This is a genomic window from Desulfamplus magnetovallimortis (assembly GCF_900170035.1).
In the GTDB taxonomy this organism is placed as follows: Bacteria; Desulfobacterota; Desulfobacteria; order Desulfobacterales; family Desulfobacteraceae; genus Desulfamplus; species Desulfamplus magnetovallimortis.
On record NZ_LT828547.1, the window covers coordinates 128,893 to 153,523 of the forward strand.

Consider the following 24,631-nt stretch of genomic DNA (forward strand, 5'->3'; position numbering starts at 1 on the left):
CCGTTGAGTGTTGTTTTTGCGGTTTCCCACAGCATTTACTGGCTGTGGCTTACAGCTTTTGTTGGAGCCAACATGATTCAGGCAGCATTCACTGGTTTCTGTCCTTTGGCCTATGTGTTAAAATCAATAGGCTTAGAATCAGGCAATGCATTCTAAATTAAGAACAACAGAAGAGTTTTTTGTTTTTTTTATTATGAGATGTTGGATTAAGATCAATTTGCAAAAAACAAATTTTTTAAAGGAGATTTATTAGAATGGACAAATATGTATGCGATCTTTGTGGATATGTTTATGATCCTGCTGAGGGTGATCCTGATAGTGGTGTTGATGCTGGTACAAGCTTTGATGATCTTCCGGCGGACTGGGTATGCCCCATATGTGGTGCATCAAAGGATGATTTTTCCAAAGAGTAGTGTTTGAATAAACAGTCATTAGAGTAGAGACAAGGCATGCCTTGTCTCTACTATGGTGAAGGGGTATTTATGTGAAAACAATCTCTGTTTTTGCCTCATTTCTTAGCATGCAAGCTCTTTTTGAAGCCACTCTTTTACTTCTCCCTCAACAGCAAAAACTCCTTTCTGATACCCAACTGATGCCAGAAACTTCTTCTCAAGTCTTTCCGGAAGATTAAAAGTTGCAAGGTCTTCTGAGTCAAAGCCCTTTCTTTTTACAAGGGTTACAATGGGAGGATTCTTCCAGGTGTTTATTACAAAATAGACTGTCTCATTATTGCTGTCTCTTGAATTATAGTACGAGAGATCTCTTAAAGGTCCCCATTCAAGATGAAGGGCAATGGCCTCTTCTGGAGTCATCTCCCAGTCAACTGCATTCATTATAGCCAGATTATTTTTGATTTCATGAAGTTCCATGTGCCTGCCTCCGTCCTTTTATATTATAGTTCTGTTTTACCTTTCAAAATAGCTCTTTATTTATCAATCACTCAAAATTTTATATGAAAGTCTCCGTAACAGTCTGTTTTAAAAACGACTTTCATGACTTTCATTGTGGCGGTAATCCGCCATCTACGTTATTAATCACTCAAAGTCGACACCTATTATCCTGTGAGTCGTGTCAACACTTTCTGAATCAGGAGTCCCAAGATTAACAGGAGAAGGCAGGATTATATTTATCCTGAACATCCTTTTTATCTTGGTTACCCCCCCTGGCTCAGACAAATTCCGCAAATGCAAAAAAGCAATAAAATTTCGAATTTGAGTGATCAATAAGCACACTGAGTATATTGATTAACAAGCAAAAGGAATGCCACCTTGTGGCAGGGCAAAATCTGTGTCATATTGATGTTATAGAATACATTTATGTCTCACTATTGTGAGACATAAATGGAGTCACTTATCATAAAAGCATGCTTCCACAAATTGTCGCAGTTGTTTTGATATTATTCAGTTTTGACACCGGCATTTGCCTCCACCTGATCAATTATCCACTCTCCGATTTTATTTTCAAAATCATCTTTGCCCATTACTTCAGCAAGATCTTCCATTTTGATCTCAACCCTTGCCATAGCCTGATGCCCTCCTGCTGAACCAATTGATGCAAATGCCTGTTTTGCTGTATTGCCAGCGCTTTTTCTAAGGCCGTCGTTTCTCATTATAATGATAAGCTTTTCATTGTAGATACCTGATATAATACTCCAGTTGGCAGAGTCCATTCTCATAAAAAAGTCTGCTGTTATAACACATTGATCAGGGTTTTTTATTTTGCCGGTGTGTGAATATACCCTGTGGTTTATTATTTTCTTTTTTTTTATGGCCGAAGCAATGAAATCAAGGTCGTTCTCCTTGAATTCAGCCTGTTCAATGCGTGTAATAAGACATGGATTGACATATTTATAAAGGAACTGAAACGCTCTTACATCGTCCATGGTGGTCTGACGAAGAAATCCTGCTGTATCTGTCTTTATTCCCATTAAAAGAGCTGTGGCAAGGTTCTGGGAGGGTTTTATGGCAGCAGCTTTTATGTATTCTGTCATCATTGTTGAACATGCTCCGTAGCCAGATCTTATGTCATTGAATTTGGCGCAGTCACATGATAGGGGATGGTGGTCGATTATGGCATCATACCGGAACATGGCAAAGCATTCGTGGTGGTCGGGCTGGGAATCAACCACTACAAATCTATCAAATTTTTTGTCATCAATTTCGTTTATGGGTATCATTTCAATGTTTAGAACCCTTAGCATTGTCAGGTTGTCAGGCCGTCTTATCTCGTTGAAGTAGGTAATTTTGACCTCATATACCTTTCTCCATAAAAGGCGTTTGACAGCAAGGGCACTTGCAATGGCATCAGGATCGGCATTTATGACTATCAATACCCGATTATCGGTGGAAAAGAGTGATAGAAAGTTTTCAAGTCTCTGTATATTGCTCATCATTTCTCCTGGTCAGACATATGAGCCAGTAATTATCAACAGACTCTAAATTAATATTTGACGATGAACTGTCCAATCCTTCTGTTCTTCACATTGCTGAAAAACAGGGTCACCACAATAAAAACATATCCTGCAATTGCAAGTGGTGCAAAGGGTGCAATCAGTGTTCCAAGGGGTGCCAGAATAAGAGCTGTAAGCCAGTGTACCATAATTACCATGCCCGAGTGCATGCGTATTGGAAAATCCCTGAACCGGCATATCACTGCAAGGCCACACAGATTCCAGCCATAAAGGGAGGCAAATGTGTGGATACGAAGCAGCCATTTAGTATTGACAGGGTTATAATCAGGAGCCATCTGGTAGAAGATATAGACAATGCCGGATATTGCAGTGGCAATGAGAAAGCCAATTCCTGATGAGAGGAACTGTTTTTGCTGCATTTTTTGTCCAAGCTTACGATAGAGGCGAAATACGGTGATGACAGCAATAAAAAGTGCAGATGTAACAACAAGCTGTGGATAGAATTTTTCAAAAAGAATAAAAATAAAAAATATTATGACTCCCAGATTTATGGTCCAGAAACATATTACGGAAATAATTCCTGTGAGGCTTTCTCCGTTTGCCCTTATCATGGAGAAAATTACAGAAAGTGTTATAAGGGACAAAGGAAAAGAGAAACCAAGAAAAAATGTATTTAGAGCAAGTTTTTCCATTACAACAGCGTGCATGTACTCGTTGTTTATTATGACAATGGAAGACATGACAAGGCCGATTGACAGGCACAGAAGTGAAGCCTGGTGAAATTTGGCTGAAACACTCTCTTTTAGTGTGAAAAAATTCCAGGGGAATATGGAAAACTTTTCGATTCTTAAGCTCTCCACAATTGATGCAAGGGCAATGGATATAATTATTGTGACAGGATAGATTTCAAAAAAAGCAGACAGAGCATAAAGCAGGGAAAGAACAAGAAACATGCCTGTACGAAAAGAGAGCTTGTCCTTGCCTTCGGTAAAATAGAGAATGATTGTGCCGCCGGTACACAGGTTGAAAAGAAATATGTGCAGTCGTTCAAAATCGTAATGTTCCAAAGGGAAATAGACACCAGCATAGCCAAAGCAAAGGGCTGTTATCATCATGGTGGCAAAAAAGAGTTTTAAACTGCGAGTCATCGGATTTTCTCCTTTTTAACTTTGATAGGCTTGTAAAAAGTCCAAGGTTAAGATTGTACATTAAAAATGTGGAATTTTTCATAAAACGGACATGGCGTATTAGCAAGCTGATTCAAGATATCCTTCAAAAATAGTTTAAACTTTTCTGTCTCTGTCCATTTGTCTGAATCACTGATTAAACGGATTAAATGATTACACTGATTAGAAAATCCGTGTAATAATCATAATCAGTGAAAATCCGTGATTCAGACAATTTAAAAGGAAAGTGTAAACTACTTTTGCCAGAATATGAAGCATCCCTGATTTAATTTTCTTTTTTTAAAAAAAGTCTATCACAAAATGATTTTTCAAAATAGAATATTTTGAGTTGTTTTTTAGAGGGATACCTGAGAGCATATCTGGCTGGGGAGGTGTAATAATTATATAAACAGGTTTATGAATTGCTGGGATGGGTTCTAAAGTTGTTGGGAAAATTTTGAACCATGATAAAGATTTAAGGATTAAGATGATTAAACGGGCATGATTGCGTATCAATCATCCCCAAGTATAAAAATGATAGTCATTTTCACGGTAAAAATCAAGATAATCCTTAAGTCATGAAAATCATGGTTCAAAAAAAGGTTAAACCGATATAACCTGCTCCTCAACAGATGGTTGCTGCGGATCTTCTTGAGATGATGGAAATGAAAAAAGCTCTTTAAGCAAAATTGTCTCAATGGTTTTTAAGAGGGCAATCTCCTTGGGATGAAGCACATCGTCGGCATTGGCAATTGTATTGGCAATTTCAATGGCTGTGATGCGATCTTCCTGGGATGGAATCAGATCAGCAAGTGTTTCAAGCGCCATTGCCTTGTCCTTTTCCAGAATTGCAGATTGTTCAATGATCATGTTTTTCATTTTTTCAGGTGTTATTTTGCTGAGGCGTTCATCTGCACGCATGAAAATCTCGGCTGCACCATATTCTGTCATGCCCATGACCTTATCTGCACGTGTTACTGCGATCATTATTCTGACCATTCCCTCTTCAAATCCGCCTCTTCTCATTGCGGTTTCCCACAGTTCTGTCTCAATCTCCTTGAACATTTTTGTGGTTTTGAGGGTTACATCCATGTTGCTCTGTTTTGATTCTCCCTTTTTATTGAAAAACAGGGATTTTACCCAGTCGTTGCCATAAATATTATAGAATAGGGTTTCAAAAAGAAGATCCCGAGTATCTCGGAAAAAGTTAAGTTGATCTACAATAGTATCTGAAGCAATATTTTCAATCTTTTTGAACAGGTTTTCTTCGCTGGCAGGTTGACGCCCTTTTTTTACCATGTCAGCAGCACTTTTCAGTGGCCATATAAAGGGATTCATGTCTGAAAAAGCGTAGCGCTCAAACCTAAGCGGATGAGCCTGGCGGATCATCTCTGCTGAAAGATCATTAGAGAACATTTTGACCCAGGGGCTTATGAAATCCTGATAGAGCTTGTCATTAAAGCTTGATATGGCAGATACAGACTCAAATACCTCTTCATCCCTGCTTTCACTGTCACCCATTGCCAGAATGTCGGAGATATCCCGCTCAATAAATTTAACACCGTGATCATTGAGCCAGGGTTTGCTTGGGCCATCTTGAATCACCATTTCATAAAGTCCCGGGGAGAGAAACTCTATTGCTTCAACGCACCCGACAATCTCTTTATGCTCCTTGCGGTTAACCTTGCTTGATACAAAAATTCCAAGATGGCCTATGTCATCATGGAGCATATAGACTATGACCTGTCCATATTTTCTGATCTTTTCAACACTGCTGTAAACCCTTGGTATCCAGTTAAGTGCCTGCTGTGGAGGGGTTATGTTGTCTCCCCTTGATGCAAAGACAAGTATCGGGCTTTTAAAGTTTTTAAGATTAATGTATCTGTTGTCCGAAAGTTTTAAAATGCCCTGTTCAAGTTCATCACTTATGAAAAGACGGTTTACAATAAAGCGTATCTCCTCTCTTCCCATGAGGTAAAAACCGCCCCACCATTTTTCAAAATCAAGGAATCTTTGCTCTTCTGTATCAACTTTTTTATAGACGTTGTAGAGCTTGTTCCACAATGTGTTTGCAGGATTTAACTCTTCAAATCCACGCACAAGATCTGCACCGTCAAAGGTGCCATTTCCAATATCACTGCTCAATGACGCAAGCCAGCTTCCGCCAAAAAGCCCGCCCCTGTAGCGCATGGGATGTCCACCTCTGACACCTCCCCAATAGGAAAGTGGAGAGCCATTTAAAACCATGGGGCCTGTCACATCTGGTCTGTCAGCACCAACAAGTGCTGCTGCCCATCCACCCTGACAGTTACCCATAACAGCGGGTTTGGGGGCCTCTGGGTGGCGCATCATGACCTCTTCAAGAAAGCGAACCTGGCATTGCTGAACATCGGCAATGGTCTGGCCTGGAACAGGTTCAGTAAAAAAGATCATGAAATAGACCGGATAACCAGCCTCAAGTGCCACGCCGATCTGGGAATCCATTTTGGAACCGCCAATTCCAGGGCCGTGTCCTGCCCTTGGGTCAATAAGCACTATGGGACGTTTTTTGGGGTTGTGGGAAACTTTGGATTCATCTTCCGGAAGAATTCTGACAAGCTGAAAGTTGACAGGTCTTTCCATATCCTTTCCGTCCCTGATAACCTTGTAATTAAAAACAAGTACCGGAGGTTGCCCATTCTTAAGATGTTCAAGATAGCCGTTGCCCCTTTTGCGGATGATATCCCAGAAGAGAACAGTTCTTTGAAAGCTGTCAACACAGTAATGATAGGCTTCTTCCGGCATATTGAAAAGCATGGCCGTTTCAGGAATTTCATCCATCAGGTCAAATCCTTTCGGAATTGACCATATTGTTTTCATATCGAACCTGTCGCTCATTGCAAATCCTTTTTTATGTTCGGTTTCTTTTTTGTGATGGAGTGACTACTTTTTTTTGGGTGGGCTGACAACGGCACTGCCGTCAATCACAACAACGTCATTTTGATTGGTGCACGTTGTCTTCAGCATAACCTTATTCTTTTCCACAATTTTTTCTGTCACTTCAACTCTGGCTGTGATGGTGTCTCCTATGCGGACAGGTGCTTTGAAACGGTATTGCTGTTCAAGATAAATTGTGCCAGGCCCTGGAATTTTCATGCCAATGACAGTTGAGATAAAGCTTCCCACTAAAATTCCGTGTGCAATGCGTCCTTTAAAGAAAGTTCCGGCAGCATATTGCTCATCTATATGGGCAGGATTCATGTCGCCGCTTATTCCGGCAAAAAGATAGATGTCAGACTCTGAAACTGTCTTGGAAAATTGCTCAAAGTCACCAATATTCAATTCATCAATTGTTCTTCCTGTCATTTAAATTCCCCTCCTTGATTTAAAGTAGCGCACTGTCAACACTTAATTATATAGCTTTCCAGGTATAGCTTTTCTATAAAAAAAGTTTCTTTTTTGGTAAAAAAATTAATCCAGATAACAGACAGTTAGACTTTCCTATTATCAATTTGATTTTCTGGAATACTATAGGGTTATCTGCAATGTAGAGACAAGGCATGCCTTGTCTCTACAATTAACCGAACCCTAATTTTTAGCTTTGACAATGCAGTAGTATTAGTTTTGTATTTTTACAGTGAAACAATATAAACTCAAAGTCAACACCTATGATCTTGTAAGCCTTGTCAACAGCGTCTGAATAACGTACATGGCGGATGCCCGCCACAATCGAAGAAATGAAAGTTGTTTTAAAAACAGCTATTTATTGAGACTTTCATATAAAGGATTCCCAGAATAAGGATTCCCAGGATTAACAAAGATAAGGCAGGATTATCTATCCCGAGCATCTTATCCATCCTGGTCATCCTGATTCAGACAAATGCAATAACTTCTGAAAAAGCGATAAAATGTCGATTTTGAGTATAAAAAATGTCAGTTAAAAAGCAGTGCATATATGGGTAAAAATGAGAGTCATTTTCACGGTAAATTATAATTAATCTTTCTTGATGTTTTTTCCTATGTTTTCAGAAAAAAACTTCATGGGATCAATGTCTTGTAATGTTTTTCCTGCAAAAGCAGACAGATCCATACCCATCTCAAAATAGGCATTGACCTGGTCATCCATTCTCTTTCTGTAGAAGAGATAGTTTTCTATGGTTTTTTCCAGATATTTTTCAAAAAATTCATGTAGATGGCTTTCACCGTACTGAATAATAAGATGGAGAAGGGAGACAGGTATCAGAGCATTATCTTCCTTGGCCTTATTCATGATTATCTGGGTAAGTACCTGGGATGTGACATCTTCTCCACTGTTCACATCAATCACTTCCACCCTGTTATTTTTTTTAATCAGCAGAGCAACATCTTCAAGGGTGATATATGCACTCTGGTCTGTGTTATATAGCCTTCGGTTGGGATACTTTTTAATTATTATCTTGTTCGTAACACTCACAGTGACATCCTTGAGGTCTATTGGTAGGTTTAAATTTCTGTGTATTTGTCTGGTTTTAAACTTATATATTAAGTTGAAGTATAATTTTTAAAGTTAATGCTACATTGCAGCATTTTTTTTGTCAATATCATTTTCTTTGAGCAGTCTTTTTTTTGATCTTTCCTCATATATCATTAAAAATCAACTATTTCATGAGTTATTAAATAAAAAAAAGCTGAGTATAAAAAAAATTGTGCAGCGCACAAAAATTCTGTTGACAAATTTCGGGGAATTCATATATTGTCCAGACATAAAGGAAAGATTTTCAAAGTTCAGAAGTACTGTCATTAAAAGTTCAGAGCACTGTTATTAGTTGAATCAGGGGGCTGAACAATTTAAATTGAATTTTTATTTTTTTAAAAGGAGTTGCACAATGGACGTTTCAACAGTTGCAAAACAGATGGTAGGTTTTCAGAAAACACTTTTCAATAATACTTTTAATGCGATGGTGATTGTTCAAGATCAGACTGAAAATATGCTTAACGGTTTTCTGGGACAGGTACCATGGATCACAGATGATGCCCGCAAGCAGATGAATGAAAGCATGGCATTTGCAAAAAAAGCCAGGGATGATTTCAAAAAGGCAGTTGATGATGGATATTCTAAATTTGATCAGATGTTTGAACAGAAATAATCGGTAAGCTGTCAGTTTGAGGAGAGAAAAAATGGATAATAAAAAAGTTTTTACACAGGTTTTTGACTACCAAAAAATGATGTTTGACAATGCATTTGCCATAATGAGCAATGTTCAGGATCAAAGCGAAAAATTGCTTAATATGGCAGTTGAAAAAAATCCCATGATACCAAATGATACATTGCGAACCATCTCCTACTGGAGTGATTTTTTCAAGAAAAACAGGGCAAACTACAAGTCTTATGTTGATACCCACATTGACAAGGTAAAAGGGATGTTTGATGTCGTAGCACCTGCTTCTTCAAAAACAGATGCACCCGCAAATAATTAATTTGCCTGTTTTATGTAAAACTTCAAGGTGATGCAAATGACTTCAAAGGGCAGGCTGAAAAAGCCTGTCCTCCATATTTTTATACAAAAGTATCATTAAGGTTTGTTTTTAAACGGGCATGATTGCGTATCAATCACCCCCAAACATAAAAATGATAGTCATTTTCACGGTAAAGATATTTTCATTCATTCGATTGTGGCGGTTATCCGCCTTGTACGTTATTGGAAAGCCTCAAAGTCACGGAGTCCAGAAATGTTAGATCCCAACAATTTATGCAAAACAACCCCTTTTTTTGATGATAACCTGAACAAGATGCGCAGTGACTTTTTGCTTAATCCAGGTTTTATGCTTGCCCAGATAACTGCTGCAAATAACTTGTTTTCAGGGATTATGAAGTATAACAGCGATTTTTTTACGCCACTGATGACAGCCACCTCATACTTCAACAGTGTTGAGCAGTCTCGGCTTCTGGCTGATACTGCAAAGCTGGTGTCAAATATTACAGGACAACCGGAAGATGGCAAATCAGGATTCTCTTTTTTTCCCTGGGCATTGCAGGGAGGTCAGGATACCTCAGACAGTATAAAAGCTGATGATAGTATAAAAAAGGAGGAAAGCGAAAAAGAGTCTCCTTTTGAGGTCTGTAAAGCCTATCTTAAACTTCTTGAGTTCAACATTGAGCTGTTCAACAGATACAATTCCGGAACAATGCAGGCAATCGGCGATGTTACGAAAAAAGATCTTGAAGGCTATTTTACAGCTCTTCAAAACACCCTCTGTAATAAGGAAGGTGATACCCTTGAAAAATTTTTCCTGCGTCAGTTTGACAGGATAAAAGGCGTGGTTGATACCCTTCCTGAAGCCATACAGGATATTGAATCCGAGTATGGCTTTCATTTTGAGAGAAAAATCAATCCATTGATTGCTGAAACAGACCGCTTTTTTCTTTACCAGATAATGCCCACAACGCCCGGGGTAAATGTTGACGAAGGTGCAAAACCTCTGCTTATCATTCCGCCTTTTGTGCTGGGGAGCAATATCCTTGGATTTTTGCCAGGTGAAAACAGAAGTTATGCCCACAGTTTTGCCAATCAGGGAATTCCCACATATATAAGGATCATGAAGGATATTGCAATAACGCCTGCCTTTCAGTTGATGACAATGGAAGAAGATCTTCTTGATACCCGTTTTTTCTGTGAGAAGATCATGGCCAGAAACAAAAAAAAGGTTACTCTGAATGGTTACTGTCAGGGTGGATACAGTGCTGTGTGCAATATTCTTTCAGGGGAGCTGGATAGTGTGGTTGATGCACTTATCACATGTGTTGCTCCAATGGATGGAACCAGAAGTAAAGGCCTTGGAGAATTTTTGGAAAAACTGCCGTCAAGGTTCAATGATCTTGATTTTGGTACAAAAACCTTGCCTAATGGGAATAAAGTGGCAGACGGTAACCTTATGGGGTGGGTCTATAAGATCAAAAGCATTGAGCATGAAGCTCCAATGGTGGCATTTTTCAGGGATATGTTCATGGTGGAAGGAGCAAGGGAGAAGGGCAAGCCCATCAGCAAAACAGCTTTGGCTCTTAATTACTGGCTACGGAACGAGAGAACAGATATACCCCTTGCTATCACAGGAATGAGTTTTGCAGCCTACAACATACCTGTGACTGAAGATGGGACTCTTCCTGTTACCATTTTTGGCAAGTCTCTCAATTTTAAAACAATAAATGAGAAAAAGATTCCTTGGCTTTTATGTTACGGAGAGCAGGACGATCTTGTAGAAAAAGAGACAGCTCTTGCCCCCACTGACTATATTGATGTTGAGCTTACCCCTTTTCCCAAGGGTCATGTGGCAATTGCCACATCATGGTCACATCCAGAATCTGCATGTGCCCTGCATACGCGCTTTGGAAAGGGAAATTACAGAGGGCCTGTCAAGTTTCAGATGGATCTCAATGATGAGATTGAGAAAAAGAGTATTTCTACTCCAAAGCCCCTTGCATCTTCCAAAACATCTGAGGCTGTAAAAACATCTGAGGCTGTAAAAACATCTGAGCCTGCAAAAACATCTGAGGCTGTAAAAACATCTGAGGCTGTAAAAACATCTGAGCCTGCAAAAACATCTGAGGCTGTAAAAACATCTGAGCCTGCAAAAACATCTGAGCCTGTAAAAACTTCTGCACCTGTAAAAGTAAAATCAGTTAAAGCAATGGTGCAAAAAAAAATCGGGCAAAAATAAGGCAAAAGCATGATGATTGAATAACAGTTGAATGTCTGAAATTTCCAAAGCGAGTGATCTCATTTGTCTGAATCATGATAACCAGGATGGATAGGATGTTCAGGATAGATAATCCTGCCTTATCTTGTTAATCTTGGGAATCCTGATTCAGACCAGTGTTGATAGGGTTTACAAGATCATAGGCGTCAACTTTGAGTACCTATGCGATTTTAAAACCCACAGTTTTGCTGTAAATGGCCTTGCCGTCCCCCGGGGCATAAAAGTCCTCAAGAACAACATTGCAGTTATACCCACACCGCTCGTAAAAGGCTCTGGTGGATGCATAACCTGGCTGCATTGATGTCTCCACATACACCTTAAGTCCACCTGCTTCGCTTATGAGGCGCTCCATTTCCGAAAGTATTATTTTTCCAAGTCCTCTGCCCTGAAGATCCGGGGAAACAGCAACCCAGTAAATATCGTGGCTTGTTAGTGTGCATGGAACAGGGCCGTAGCATCCATAACCTGTTATTTTATCCCCCTTGCGGGCTATGACAAAAAAATATCCGCTCTCTGCTCCCTTTTCAAGGCGCTCCCTTACAAGTTCCAACGCTATTTTTATTTCATCCGGCCTGAAAAAACCTGTACTTTCAACAAGTTTCTCGATTTTTTCCACATCTCCGTCAATTGGTTCATAACTTATTTTCATGCCTTTATGACTTAAATCATGCAGAGATTTTCGGCCTGTGACACTGAAGACAACATCTGCCATGCCCTGAAAAAAATTCCTTGCATTTATCCCGAGGTTTCTGGTTCTGTATCCTCCCTCCTGAATAACAAGAACCGGAAGTCCTGTTTCACCGATCATGCGTCCGTTCATGCGAAAATCTGAAGGAGTAAGTGACCATGTACCTGTTGGATCATGGCGTGCAGTATCAAGACCCAGAGCAACCACAAGGAAATCTGGTTCAAAATCAGATATACGCCTAAGTGCCCTGGAAAGAGCCTTGACATACTCTTCTCCGTTAACTGCCTCCTCAAGGGGGATATTGAGATTAAAACCCTCTCCTTCATCAGCTCCGACTTCATCTTCAAAACCTGTGAAATATGGATAGGCAAAAGCTGGGTGACCATGTATTGAGACTGTCAATATGTCAGAACGGTTATAAAAAATATCCTGCTGCCCGTTTCCATGATGATAATCAATGTCAAGGATTGCAACTCTTCCATGCTCCCGCAGAAACTGGGCTGCAATGGCAGTATTGTTTAGATAACAAAATCCCCCAAAGGCGCGTCTTTCTGCATGATGACCAGGGGGGCGAACCAGTGCATATGATACCCTCCTCCCCTCAAGAAGTGCCTTTGCTGCTGTGAGAGCGGCATCAACTCCTCCCCTTGCAGCCGGATATGCATTTCTGTTAATGGGTGTAAAGGTATCAATGCAGTAGTAGCCAGGAAGAACGGTTGTCTCGCGGGGTGGGCGGGTCTTGTTTCTGATGGGAAAAACATATGGATATAGCGATTTCCCCTCGGCTGTCTCTTCACATGCTGATACAAGATATGCCAAATAGTCGGCATCATGTATGCCGTGGATGTGGGTATCTGGAAAAGCCTCTGTCTCCATAATATCAAAAAGACCGGTTTTTTCAATTTCAGAAAGTATGCTTCTTACACGTACAGGCGATTCCACATAACCCCTTTCATGTATATGGTGAATCTCGTGGCGTTTATTTATTACAAGGGCAATTTTCTCTTTGAGCCCTGAATCAACATTTTTTTTGACTTTTTCCGGCCTGACATGGCAAAACGGCCTTATCTTTACAGGATTTTGCTTTATGGAAGTCACCACCATCTCAACATAATCAGGAGGGCAAAGCTCTGCATATTTTCGTTCCAGTATGGCACGAACAACCCTTCTTGCGTGATTTCGGCTTAAAGGTTTGTCACTGCCCAGAGCATCGTAAACAAGAAAGGGAGAGCATGAACCGTAAGAATCAACCTTGTCAGGATGGGGATCACCAACATCAGCTTTGTCAGAAGGGGCATCACCAACATCTTTTTTATCAGAAGGCACATTCCCAACATCTACTTTGTCAGAAGGTAGAGCTTTAATGTCGGCCTTATTATTGTTGTCAGAAATCCACTGCCCAACCGAAATTTCATAAGCTGTGCCGGCTATTGGGCGCGCTCCATACCTTTCATAAAAACGTAGCCGGGCAACATTTTCCTTTAAAATCTCGGGGTCACAGGCGCCTTGAGTATCTGGAAGGCACTCAAAGAAAAGCCCACGCACCCCAAGGGATGAGCATTCACTTCTGACACGCTCATACAGGGCACTTCCAAGCCCGCCGCGCAGTGTGTCCCTTGCCGTGGCAATCCAGTCCAGGAAACAGAAATTGATTTCCGGCTCATGGAGTACCATGGCAAAGCCAAGCACCTTGTGGCGCATGTTTTCAGCCACAAAAAGAATCGGACGAAACCTAAGCTTGAAAGGGTTCCTCAGTTTGTCTCCAATATGGATGATATCCTCTTCAGGAGCCTGGGGAAAACGTTTGTTTAAAATCCCTCTGACCTGATTCAAGGCATCCCTATTAACAGGGATAACATCATCAAAAATACGTCTTATGCGAAACATTTTTTACTCTTATCCACCAAATAAAAAGGGCAGATATTAAGTCTGCCCTTTTGAATTTTCAGTTTTCAATAATTACTTCAAAGCTTCTCAATAATTCTCTATTGTTGTCTTAAATCTGGCATCAGACACGCAATAATATGTTCCACTCCGCTTTTATAAGATATGCCTGCCCTCTCCATTGCGGCTGCAAATCCGGCATCCGGAGAGATACATGGATTGGCGTTTATTTCAAGGATAAAGGGATTGCCCTCTTCATCCACCCTGAAATCCACACGGGCATACCCCTTTAGATCAAAACAGTGCCAGCATCCAATGGCAAGCTTTTCAAGTCTTTTTAGAAGAGGCTCATCTTCTGGAATAAATTCAAAATTTCGGGATGTATTGCGGTATTCTTCTGCATCTTCCACCCATTTTGCTCTATATCCAACAATTTTTGCCTGATTTTCATTAAATCCCTTGAAAACTATTTCAGCAGGTGGAAGAACCCATGGTTCCCCTGAATGAGACTCTCCTGTACAATTGCCTGGAAGATTATCATCATCATTTTGTGGATAATCCTTACCCGCCAGGAGGGAAATATTGAACTCTCTGCCGCTGATGAAACGCTCTGCAAAACAGCTTCCCCCAAGAGCTGGTGCCCTTTCAGGAAGAATTTTCGCAATTTCACAGGAAGTGCCTTTAACCAGGTTCTCCTGTTCAAGCCCAAGGGAAGCGTGCTCCCACAAGGATTTTATAATCCACACTACAGATTTTTCTTTTTCATATGCATTATCATTACTGCCGGCATGCATGATTGTTTCTGTTTCTCTGTTTTCGATTGTATCCACATCGGGGCAGTTTTTAATGGGTTTAATCCATTCTGCTGTGGGAAGCCCCCATGCTGCCATTCTCTCCTTGGCCATAACCTTGTTGGAGGTTATGTATATAGAATCTGCTGTACATCCTGAGTAGGGAATATTTAAAGCATCAAGAAGATCCGGCACCACATGAATAAGCCTTCCATGGCCGTCAAGTGATTCCACAAGGTTGAAAACAGCAGCAGGGGCAATCTCTGCAAGCTTTTCTGAAAGTGCGTTCAGGTTAAGGTCACATGGTAATGCCACTGGCAGAAAGCCAAGCTCTTCAAGGGCATTGGAGACAGCTTTTACCTGAAATAGCACATCCTCTTCATCCGGAAGACTTATATCCCTTACTGCATTATGAACAACAGCGATAACCTTTTTCATGCAGCCTCTCCAAAAGCCACTTTCTGGCAACATATATCCGAATTGTCTGCTGTTTTTGATGGATATCTCTTTTGTTCTGAAGTATGACTCTTTATCTCTTGAAATTCACCATATGATTTTTTTACTCTTTCAATTGCTGATGAAAGTATCATTTCAATGAGCTGAAAATGTGATATCCCGAAAAAACGGCAGAGAATCGGCAGATCAGAGTAGGTTGGATTAAGTCCGGCAAGGGGATTAACCTCTATGAATGCGGGCTTGCCAAAACGATCACAACGAATATCAATGCGTCCGCCATCTCTGCATCCTAATACCTTCCATGATGAGAGGGCAAGTCTTTCCACATCCATAATGAGAGGCTCATTTTCGGGAGTAACCGGGCTGTATTCAACCCGTCCCTTCCATTCTGCCTTGTTCTCAAAGGAATAAATATCTTTTTCCGCTTTTTCCAGAAGATGAATCTCCATTGTGCCCAAAACACGGGCATCCCTTCCTGTTCCCACAATTCCAACAGTAAACTCCCTTCCGGAAAGAAACTCCTCCACAAGTACAGGCTGCCGGAACTGTTCCATAAGCTCCCTACATACAGAAGGAAGATCATCTCTGGAACGGACAATTGATTTTGCTGTTATGCCCATTCCTGTACCTTCTGCAACAGGTTTGACAAAAAAAGGCGGTTCAAAAGAAAGAGTCTCCGCAGGTCTGTCATATTGGGATTCAATAACCATAAAATTTGCAGTTGCAAGTCCTGCATCCCGAATCACCCGTTTTGTCAGACCTTTATGCAAAGTAAGGGCAAGAACCAGAGGATCTGAAAATGTGTAAGGGATTCCATACATATCCAGAATTGCAGGAACCTGGGCTTCTCTTGCCACTCCATTCAATCCTTCTGCAAAGTTGAAAACAAGATCCCAGCGTTCTCCTTTTACAAGGCGTTCTGTCAGACTTCGGCCGGTTCCAATGCACACTGTTTCATGTCCAAGGCTTTGGAGAATATTCTCAATGGATTCAACTGTCTCAAGAGAATCAAACTCGGCTGTTGCCAATTCGCTGTATCCCATGTCAAGATATTCCTGACGCAGGTCATAAGTAAGGCCAATGATCATGATGCTCCCCCTTTTTCACTAAAAAGAGATGTTTCATAGATATTTTTATTATTAAGAGCACGATCATTACTATTTCTGTACCTGTTTACAGGAAGAGTTACAGAATTATTCACAGGAAGACTTACTGAATTGTTAACAGGAAGACTTACGGAATTGTTAGCAGGAACGTTTTCAAGTTCGTTTACGGGATCCGGATAACGGAACATACGGTTCTCATAATTTTTAAGCACAAGCTCTTCTGGTGTATGCTCCTGAACATAATTAGGCATAAGCGGAATCTTTCCTCCACCGCCAGGGGCATCAATAACGTATGTGGGCACTGCATATCCTGTTGTAAAACCTCTTAATCCCTGAATAATCTCAAGGCCCTTATCAATGGTTGTACGAAAATGTCCGGAGCCTGTAATGGGATCACACTGGTAAAGATAGTAGGGGCGCACCCGCATCTTCATAAGATTTTGAACCAACTGTCTCATAGTTCCCACAGAATCATTGATACCCTTTAAAAGAACGCTCTGGGAACCCAGAGGAATACCTGCATCTGCAAGCATGGTGCAGGCTTTGTGGGTCTCAGGGGTACACTCGTCAGGATGGGTAAAATGGAGACTCATCCAGAGAGGGTGGTATTTTTTTAGCATCTTGACAAGTTTTGGTGTAATACGCTGGGGCAGAACAGCCGGAACCTTTGTGCCGATACGGATCACCTCAACATGGGGGATTGTGCGCAACCTTGAGAGTACCCATTCCAGACGATCATCACTTAGAGTAAGGGGATCACCTCCGGAAAGAAGCACATCACGGATTGTCGGGGTGTTTCGGATATACTCAATGGCTTTTTCCCAGCGACTTCGGCCAGCATGAATTCCGCCATGACCAACAACGCGTGATCGTGTGCAGTATCGGCAATAGGTGGAACAGAAATCAAGCAGCAGAAAAAGCACTCTGTCAGGGTAACGATGCACAAGCCCTGGTATGGGACTTTGATGATCTTCTCCAAGGGGGTCATCGGACTCACAGGACATTTTGATCCACTCATCCATCCTTGGCACAACAGATCGGCGCAGGGGCTGGTCAGGATCATTTGCCGATATCAGGCTCAGATAGTATGGAGTAATGCTCAATGGAAGCTGTGATTCCGTATTAACAAGGGATTCATCCGGAGAAAGTACCAGCATCCTGCTCAATTTTTCATATGTTTTTATACGGTTACTGATCTGCCACTGCCAGTCATTCCATTCTCTGTCTGTGACATCAGAATAAAATTTGCGCCTGAACGCCCTGGTTTGAGGGGTGCTTCTTGGATTTGATATGCGTCGGTTAATCTTTAGCTGGTTGATATTTAGCCTTGCTGCTGGAATGGTGGTGGTCTGTTTCAAAGTGACTGAGTCAAATGCAGATGGAACTACATGTTGAAAATGGTTGGCATCATTGTGAAAATGGTTGGAATCACTGGAATCAAGTGATGATGCTGAGGCATTGGGGAAACCTGAATCAAGGTAGTCTGTTGAATCAATGATTTTGGAAAAATTGTCAGGATGATTTATAAAGCGGCCTCTACTGGGAGGTTCGTCATCATCAAACAACATGGCTTTTTCGGCTGGTACTGCTTGTCCCTCTTGCATTGTTTCTCCTTAAAAATAAATAGAAGTGGTTATTCCCATTTAAAACTTTTCAATCGACAAAATGACAAAATAAAATAATTTTTGATGAACCTGCAAAAAAGTCTGACGGGAACAACCCTTAGCAAACACCATACCTGATTTAAAAGCTGCTGTTGATTATCTCATTTTTATTAAAACAAGAAATAATTCAAATGAACTTTTGAATTGTTTAATGTTCTGATTTTTCAATGTTTTTGCAAAGTATATTTGTAATACAGAGGAGAAAAAACAGTGATATCCACAGGGCTTTTTTCATGAATTAAAATTTTGAAAAGAATCTTAATGCATATTAAAAGAGGAGGGGTAGAATCTTCAAAAAAAGGAAGATAAAAAAAGGGAATTGTAATATCCGATTTCCATAAAAAACACCGGAAACAGGTGTCACCGTATGTCCGGTTTTTCATTCTGAAAGGAGCATCAACGAATGTACACTGCCGTAATCCTTATTCTGTTAACCTTGGGCATCCTGATTCAGACATTATTGACAAGGTTCAAAAGATCATAGGTGTCGATTTTCAGTACATAGGGTTGCCCCTATGTTTCAATGTTCGTTGTGCCCGCAGGGCATGGTCTTTATATGTAACAAGCTGTTTTAAGATGACTTTTATTCATTCGATCATTCTATCATATTCATCAGGGGTTACATCTGGAACTTGAGACATTACAGTCAAAAAACCTTCTCCCGTAGCTCGTTCAGCCCTCTCTTCAAGATATGGGTCTGGTAGAAGCTTATGTAGTTTTTCAGCAAGTGAAGCCGCAATTATTTCATCTATTGATATATTATTTAACTTCAATATCTCATATGTCTTTTGATATAATTTATCAGGAATGTTTATCAATAATTCTGCCATTATATTTCTCCTATCTCTTTTAAAAAATCTTTAGGGTTCATTATGCTGACACCAAAGGCATTTGCTCTTATAAAATTTTTTGTATTGTATGTAATAATATAATCTGCCGAACAAGAAAAAGCCAGTTCAAGGATAAAATCATCATCAGCATCTTTAAGATGAGGTCTAAGCAAATAAAAAATTTGATGCCTGTTTGCACATGCAACCAGATCATCTATGAACTTATCAATAATTGAAAGATTTTTACCTTGCCGATGAATTTCTCGTTTTAAAACAGCTTCATATTCAAGAACAATAGAAGTAGATACATTAATCTTAAAACGAGCATCTTTTTCTTTTAATAGATTTAACAAGCGAAATGATGCCCCATTTTTAGAACGTAACGCAGCAACAAAGACATTTGTATCTATGATGATTTGATAAGTTTTCAATAAAATGGCTCTTTCATTCTGGTTATTTGTTTCAATGGAAGAGATCGTTGATTTTATCTAAATACCAGCCACATTGATCTTAAACACCCGCCATCCCTGATTCCCGATACAGTAAATCACATATTGTGAGATTTTGGCCTCTGGATATTCTACTGCAAGGCCGTCAACATATCCTGCAATCTGTTTTGTATCTTCATCCTGCAATGTAAAATCTTCAATGGTGGTTTTTAGCCTTTTAAATTCTGCATTGGAAAGATACTTAAACTCTATTACCATGCGAATTCCTGCAAAGCACTCATTGTACTTTCCCACAAATTCAAGGTCACTTCTGCCCTTGGGGTAGGAGCGCTCTACATTCCAGGTGAACCACTCAGAGAGGTAACGGCTGCAAAGTTCATAAAAGGTGGTACGATAAAAGTTTTCGTTGACCTTCTGGAATATGGCTTCTGGAAGCTGTGATATATAACGATCCCAGTATGCAGCAAAAAGGGCGCTTAAATCCAAATCCTTCAAAAATTGTTGCATGGCATTGGTGTAACCTGTTGAGACATCAATTGCGTGGAGTTCGTTAAAATATTCTGCAAAAATTTTACGCATGTTCATGTTGGGCAGCTTTAAATTGAAACTGTCAAGACGGGTAAGCATTCCAAGATAATAAAAAGATATGGGGAAAAAACCTTTTTCAAAAAATTGGGACATATTAAACTTGGCGGTGAGAAAATTTTTGTCATACTCAATGGTATTATGAACCATTAACTGATCTACAAACCCCTTTGTAAGGTCAGGATTGGAGCCTGTTATCCTTCTTACCCACTCAAGGTCGGTTTTAAGGTTCATGTCTGTAAGGTACTCAGGATAGGCACGGTACCTTGTAAAATAGTGGAGAAAGTAGATTAAAATTGTGGAGTTATATACAGGTTCGCCATTGGGATGTATGAAGTGGTAGCCGTTGTACTGGTTTTTTATAAGGGCATCGGTTTCGCTTCGGGTATCTGGATCCATTTCATAATCATGGTAAATTTCATCAAGCAGGCGATCCACCTCGGCCTGGGTAAAACCAAGCATGTTCTCAAACTCCGGCTCTAAGGTTATGATGGTGGCAATGTTGAAGCCAGATGCAAGCTCATCAATGGTCACCGGCAAAACTCCAGTTATAAAGACATTCCGGATGGTTTGACTCTTTCTTCCCTCTTTCAAGGTCTTGAAAAAGGTTTTTAAAAAACCCTTAGAGGACATGAGCTGGTGGTAAAGGTGATCCTCATGGGAGACAATGAGCTGATTGGCAAAGTTGTCGTACTCGTCAATAATTACAAACAGAGGCGGGAGATTATCTCTTTTGACTGTTTTAAGAATACTCTGGAGATTGTTTACAGCACTTTTGTCAAGGTCTATGGTAATCTGATCCTGAAACCATTGCTGATTAAAAAAAACAAGATTGTCCAACTGGGCATTGCATACATGGTTGAAACTTTTCTCTATGGTTGCCATATCCCCCACTTCTATTACGGAAAAGTCAAGATGCAGCACAAAACAGGAACTATGCAGGGGCGTGGGTTTTTTGCCGATCCATGTGTGGCCGAAAAGCTCATGAAAATCATCTTTTTTCCGGATGTCGTAATAGGCTTCCAGCATGGTGCAGAGAAGGGATTTGCCGAACCTTCTGGGACGCAGAAAAACTGGATTTTTGATACGTTCTAATTTCTCTATGTATTGAGTTTTATCCACAAAATAACCGTTTTCTTGTATAATCGCCTCATAACTTGCCTCGGCGTATAATATGCGTTTTTTCATTTTTCTCTCCGTATCATGTGCAACCTCACCCCCCAGCCCCCTCTCCATGACTGGAGAGGGGGAGAATAATGCAAAAAATAGGCATGTTTCATTTACCGCTTTACACTTTCAGGGACACCATTCCCATTTGTCGGGATTCTTCCTAAAAAAAGTGTAAACTACTTTGGGGAAGATATGAAAGATGCCAAAAAATATACATTTTTTTTTGCATATCTTTTTAGTATCATTATTACTCAAAATCGACATCTTATTGCTTTTTTAGAAGTTATTGCAGTTGTCTGAACCAGGATAACCAGGATGGATAGGATGCTCAGGATAGATAGGATGCTCAGGATAGATAATCCTGCCTTATCCTGTTAATCTTGGGAATCCTGATTCAGACAGTGTTGACAAGGCTTACAAGATCATAGGTGTCGATGAGTTATTAACCCTTAATCTTAAAAATCCGCCAACCTTGATTCCCGATACAGTATATAACATACTGGGAGACCTTTGCCTCTGGATATTCTGTTGCAAGCCCCTCAACATATCCTGCAATCTGCATCGTATCTTCATCCTGCAATGTAAAATCGGAAATGGTGGTCTTGAATTTTTTAAACTCTGCATTGGAGAAATATTTAAACTCAATGACCAAGCGAATCCCGGCAAAGCACTCACTGTATTTTCCCACAAACTCAAGATCAGATCGACCTTTGGGGTAGGATCGCTCCACATTCCATATGAACCAGCGTGAAAGATAACGGCTGCAAAGTTCATAAAATGTAGTGCGGTAGAAATTTTCATTTACCTGCTGGAATATGGCTTCCGGAAGCTGGGAGATGTAATGTTTCCAGTATGAAGCAAAAAGGGCTTCTAAATCAAGATCATTGATAAAACGCTGCATACTCTCCTGATAACGTGTTGAAACGTCAATTTGATACAACTCATTGAAATACTCAACAAATATCTTACGCATATTCATGTTGGGAAGGGTCAGGTAAAAATCATCTAATTTGGTGAGCATCCCAAGATAGTAAAATGATATGGGAAAAAAGCTCTTATCAAAAAACTGGGACATGTTAAACTTGGCTGTTAAAACATTTTTGTCAAATGCTATCCTGTTATTCATGGTCAACTGCCCCACAAACCCCTTTGTCAGGTCAGGATTGGAACCTGTTATCCTTCTTACCCACTCAAGATCGGTTTTAAGATTCATGTCAGTGAGGTACTCAGGATAGGCACGGTACCTTGTAAAATAGTGGAGAAAGTAGATTAAAATTGTGGAGTTATATACAGGTTCACCATCACCATCGGTTTTCAAGAAATGGTAACCGTTGTACTGGTTTTTTATAAGGGCATCGGTTTCGCTTCGGGTATCTGGATCCATTTCATAATCATGGTAAATTTCATCAAGCAGGCGATCCACCTCGGCCTGGGTAAAGCCAAGCATGTTCTCAAACTCCGGCTCTAAGGTTATGATGGTGGCAATGTTGAAGCCAGATGCAAGCTCATCAATGGTCACCGGCAGAACACCGGTAATAAAGACATTCCGGATGGTTTGACTCTTTCTACCCTCTTTCAAGGTCTTGAAAAAGGTCTTTAAAAAACCCCTGGAGGACATGAGCTGGTGGTAAAGGTGATCCTCATGGGAGACAATTAGCTGATTGGCAAAGTTGTCGTACTCGTCTATAATTACAAACAATGGTGGCAGATACTCCTCCTCTATGGAGTTAAGAAGTGCCTTAAGATTTTCCGATGCCCTGCCCTTTATATCAACCTCTGGTTCATGTTTAAAAAAACTGCTGTTTTGGCGTATCAATTTTTTAATACGCAGATTACAAGTGTTATTAAAACTATGCTCAATATCCAAAAGATTTCCCGATGAAGAATCTACCGTTGACATATCAAGATGCAGCACAAAACAGGAACTATGCAGGGGCGTTGGATTTTTGCCGATCCATGTGTGGCCGAAAAGCTCATGAAAATCATCTTTTTTCCGGATATCGTAATAGGCTTCAAGCATGGTGCAGAGAAGGGATTTACCGAATCTTTTGGGACGGAGAAATACAGGGTTGTTGATACTTTCCAATTTTTCAATGTACTCTGTTTTATCCACAAAATAGCCGTTTTCCCGTACAACTGCCTCATAACTTGCTTCGGCATATAAGATGCGTTTTTTCATTGTTATCTCCATATTATTTGAAAACAAGAACCCGCCATCTCTGATTGCAGAATTGGTACTTATTGATCGTCTGTGGAGTATAGGTCAAAATCGGGATAAAGTAGTTCAGCACACTCCATGCATATACCATGACTGAACTGGGCATCAGAGTGCTCACTTATATATGCTTCAATCTGGTTCCAGTATCCTTTGTCATCTCGGATTTTTTTGCAATGTGAACATATGGGAATCAAACCGCTCAACTGTTTGACATTTGCCATTGCCTCCTGGAGTTTCTTTATCAGTTCTGCATTGGCCTTTTCACTTTTATCCCTTTTATCCAGATTTTTACTGTTCTGAAGTGCAATTGCGGCAAGTTCTCCAAAACCTTCTGCAATTCTTGCGTCATTGTCATTAAAGTCAGATGGTTTGTTGGCAAGTCCTATGATTCCAACAGTTTTTTCCTTTAACACCAAGGGGGCAAACATCACATTTTCTAAGCGTACATGGCCTACGGGCATGTACTCCACCCATCTGCTCTCCATAAAATTATTGTCATATACAGATCTGTTTTCCCTGTAGGCAACTTCCCTTAATCCCCTGATTGGCATTGGTAGTTCAGGGTCAACATCACATGGCAATCCTCCGGCTTCGAGAAAGAGCACTTCATTTTCAGAGCCATCTTCTGCAAGCAAAGCAACATAACCAGAGGTTGAACCAATAAGGCCGGAGCAGATATCAAATACCTTGCGGGAAATGCTTTCAAAACTTCCCTGCTCCAGAACAGCCCTTGCACCCATAAGCAGGCTTTTTACCTCTTTTTCCTTTTTTCTGCTCTCTTCAAGGGTTTCACTCAATCTGTGTTTCGTCATTTTAAGATCGTTAATATCTGTTATTGTAAGCATTAGCTCGCTCAAGGTATCTTCTTTCATAATAGTGGATTGGTTATGACGGGTGCCCTCCAGCAGCACATGGCATATTGTGCCATTTCCAGTAGAAATTTTTGCCTCGATTTTTTTCCCCTGGGGTTGTTTATAAAGAGCCTTATAGCGTGCCCTGAAGCCTGATGCATCATCATCCACAAGAAGATCTGCAAATGCCTGTCCTGATTTTTTAATGTCTCTGCGATTTAATATTTTAAGAAATGTCTCGTTGTGCTGTTTTATCATTCCAATTTCGTCAAGGATGACATATCCCACAGGTGCATTGTTAAAAAGAGAGATATACCGGGATTTGTTTTCCTCTATTATTTTCTGGGCACTCCTTAACTCTTCATTTTGAAGCTCCAGTTCAATCTGATGAAGCTGCAACTCTTCAATCAGTTTGGTGATGTCAGCGTTGTCTATATTTTCAGAATTATCAGGGAGCTTGTTAAGCACGGCTTTAGCTTTGATTCTAAGGGAATCCCTGTATTCTTCCATTTTTTTTGATTCCATTTATTATCTCCTCATTGCTTCTTCAAGTTTAAACTGTCAGGTGACTTTTAAGTCTTTTCAAAGGTTCAAGGCATTTTCTACCCGACAATCAAACCTTGAAAGAACACTCAGAGCCGGATAATTTT

At 40.4% G+C, this 24,631-nt stretch carries 20 protein-coding genes; 5 read left to right on the plus strand and 15 right to left on the minus strand.

Annotation, left to right across the window (positions count from 1 at the left end; genetic code table 11):
* The first annotated feature begins 3 nt into the window (after positions 1 to 3).
* Both MTBBW1_RS14640 and rd read left to right on the plus strand, forming a co-directional pair.
* Entirely contained in the window at positions 4 to 156 is a 153-nt protein-coding gene (locus MTBBW1_RS14640; protein WP_087881775.1) for a YgaP family membrane protein, read from the plus strand.
* A gap of 98 nt (positions 157 to 254) precedes the next feature.
* A complete protein-coding gene (gene rd / locus MTBBW1_RS14645) occupies positions 255 to 413 on the plus strand; it encodes a rubredoxin (protein ID WP_080804510.1) in 159 nt (52 codons plus the stop codon).
* Positions 414 to 515: 102 nt separating this feature from the next.
* On the opposite strand, the gene MTBBW1_RS14650 is transcribed toward rd, so the two are convergent.
* The 6 genes from MTBBW1_RS14650 to MTBBW1_RS14675 form a co-directional block, all read right to left on the minus strand.
* Positions 516 to 869 (minus strand): DVU0772 family protein, encoded by a 354-nt coding sequence (locus MTBBW1_RS14650; protein ID WP_080804511.1) that lies wholly within the window; start codon positions 867 to 869, stop codon positions 516 to 518.
* A gap of 527 nt (positions 870 to 1,396) precedes the next feature.
* Positions 1,397 to 2,392, minus strand: coding sequence for a DHH family phosphoesterase (locus tag MTBBW1_RS14655; protein ID WP_342743906.1), 996 nt, complete (start codon positions 2,390 to 2,392; stop codon positions 1,397 to 1,399).
* Positions 2,393 to 2,439: 47 nt separating this feature from the next.
* Entirely contained in the window at positions 2,440 to 3,558 is a 1,119-nt protein-coding gene (locus tag MTBBW1_RS14660; protein ID WP_080804513.1) for a hypothetical protein, read from the minus strand.
* A gap of 621 nt (positions 3,559 to 4,179) precedes the next feature.
* Entirely contained in the window at positions 4,180 to 6,453 is a 2,274-nt protein-coding gene (locus tag MTBBW1_RS14665; protein ID WP_087881776.1) for a DUF3141 domain-containing protein, read from the minus strand.
* A gap of 45 nt (positions 6,454 to 6,498) precedes the next feature.
* A complete protein-coding gene (locus MTBBW1_RS14670; protein ID WP_080804514.1) occupies positions 6,499 to 6,921 on the minus strand; it encodes a MaoC family dehydratase in 423 nt (140 codons plus the stop codon).
* Between the two features lie 628 nt (positions 6,922 to 7,549).
* Complete coding sequence (locus MTBBW1_RS14675) at positions 7,550 to 8,008, minus strand: polyhydroxyalkanoate synthesis regulator DNA-binding domain-containing protein (RefSeq protein ID WP_080804515.1); 459 nt, start codon at positions 8,006 to 8,008, stop codon at positions 7,550 to 7,552.
* A gap of 412 nt (positions 8,009 to 8,420) precedes the next feature.
* Between MTBBW1_RS14675 and MTBBW1_RS14685 the strand changes: the two genes are divergently transcribed.
* The 3 genes from MTBBW1_RS14685 to MTBBW1_RS14695 all read left to right on the plus strand — a co-directional run bounded on the left by MTBBW1_RS14685 (position 8,421) and on the right by MTBBW1_RS14695 (position 11,250).
* Positions 8,421 to 8,681, plus strand: a complete 261-nt coding sequence (locus MTBBW1_RS14685) for a hypothetical protein (protein ID WP_080804517.1) — start codon at positions 8,421 to 8,423, stop codon at positions 8,679 to 8,681.
* Positions 8,682 to 8,712: 31 nt separating this feature from the next.
* Positions 8,713 to 9,012: a hypothetical protein gene (locus MTBBW1_RS14690; RefSeq protein ID WP_080804518.1), complete on the plus strand. Its 300-nt coding sequence runs from the start codon at positions 8,713 to 8,715 to the stop codon at positions 9,010 to 9,012.
* Between the two features lie 252 nt (positions 9,013 to 9,264).
* On the plus strand, positions 9,265 to 11,250 hold the full coding sequence (locus tag MTBBW1_RS14695) for a metal transporter (protein WP_080804519.1): 1,986 nt from the start codon (positions 9,265 to 9,267) through the stop codon (positions 11,248 to 11,250).
* Between the two features lie 199 nt (positions 11,251 to 11,449).
* On the opposite strand, the gene MTBBW1_RS14700 is transcribed toward MTBBW1_RS14695, so the two are convergent.
* From MTBBW1_RS14700 to MTBBW1_RS14745, 9 genes are all read right to left on the minus strand, one after another.
* A complete protein-coding gene (locus MTBBW1_RS14700) occupies positions 11,450 to 13,864 on the minus strand; it encodes a GNAT family N-acetyltransferase (protein ID WP_245809399.1) in 2,415 nt (804 codons plus the stop codon).
* Positions 13,865 to 13,962: 98 nt separating this feature from the next.
* Complete coding sequence (locus tag MTBBW1_RS14705) at positions 13,963 to 15,090, minus strand: D-alanine--D-alanine ligase family protein (RefSeq protein WP_080804520.1); 1,128 nt, start codon at positions 15,088 to 15,090, stop codon at positions 13,963 to 13,965.
* Positions 15,087 to 16,196: a D-alanine--D-alanine ligase family protein gene (locus MTBBW1_RS14710; protein WP_080804521.1), complete on the minus strand. Its 1,110-nt coding sequence runs from the start codon at positions 16,194 to 16,196 to the stop codon at positions 15,087 to 15,089. Before MTBBW1_RS14710 ends, MTBBW1_RS14705 begins: the two co-directional genes overlap by 4 nt.
* Positions 16,193 to 17,818 carry a KamA family radical SAM protein gene (locus MTBBW1_RS14715; RefSeq protein WP_245809400.1) on the minus strand — a complete coding sequence of 542 codons (1,626 nt, stop codon included), beginning with the start codon at positions 17,816 to 17,818 and terminating at the stop codon, positions 16,193 to 16,195. The genes MTBBW1_RS14710 and MTBBW1_RS14715 overlap by 4 nt, the downstream gene beginning before the upstream one ends.
* Positions 17,819 to 18,465: 647 nt before the next feature.
* Entirely contained in the window at positions 18,466 to 18,708 is a 243-nt protein-coding gene (locus MTBBW1_RS14725; RefSeq protein ID WP_080804523.1) for a hypothetical protein, read from the minus strand.
* Positions 18,708 to 19,139, minus strand: coding sequence for a putative toxin-antitoxin system toxin component, PIN family (locus tag MTBBW1_RS14730; protein WP_080804524.1), 432 nt, complete (start codon positions 19,137 to 19,139; stop codon positions 18,708 to 18,710). Before MTBBW1_RS14730 ends, MTBBW1_RS14725 begins: the two co-directional genes overlap by 1 nt.
* A gap of 57 nt (positions 19,140 to 19,196) precedes the next feature.
* Positions 19,197 to 20,930: an AAA family ATPase gene (locus MTBBW1_RS14735; RefSeq protein WP_080804525.1), complete on the minus strand. Its 1,734-nt coding sequence runs from the start codon at positions 20,928 to 20,930 to the stop codon at positions 19,197 to 19,199.
* A gap of 424 nt (positions 20,931 to 21,354) precedes the next feature.
* Positions 21,355 to 23,091: an AAA family ATPase gene (locus MTBBW1_RS14740; RefSeq protein ID WP_080804526.1), complete on the minus strand. Its 1,737-nt coding sequence runs from the start codon at positions 23,089 to 23,091 to the stop codon at positions 21,355 to 21,357.
* Between the two features lie 59 nt (positions 23,092 to 23,150).
* Complete coding sequence (locus MTBBW1_RS14745; protein ID WP_080804527.1) at positions 23,151 to 24,506, minus strand: GAF domain-containing protein; 1,356 nt, start codon at positions 24,504 to 24,506, stop codon at positions 23,151 to 23,153.
* Between the last annotated feature and the right edge of the window lie 125 nt (positions 24,507 to 24,631).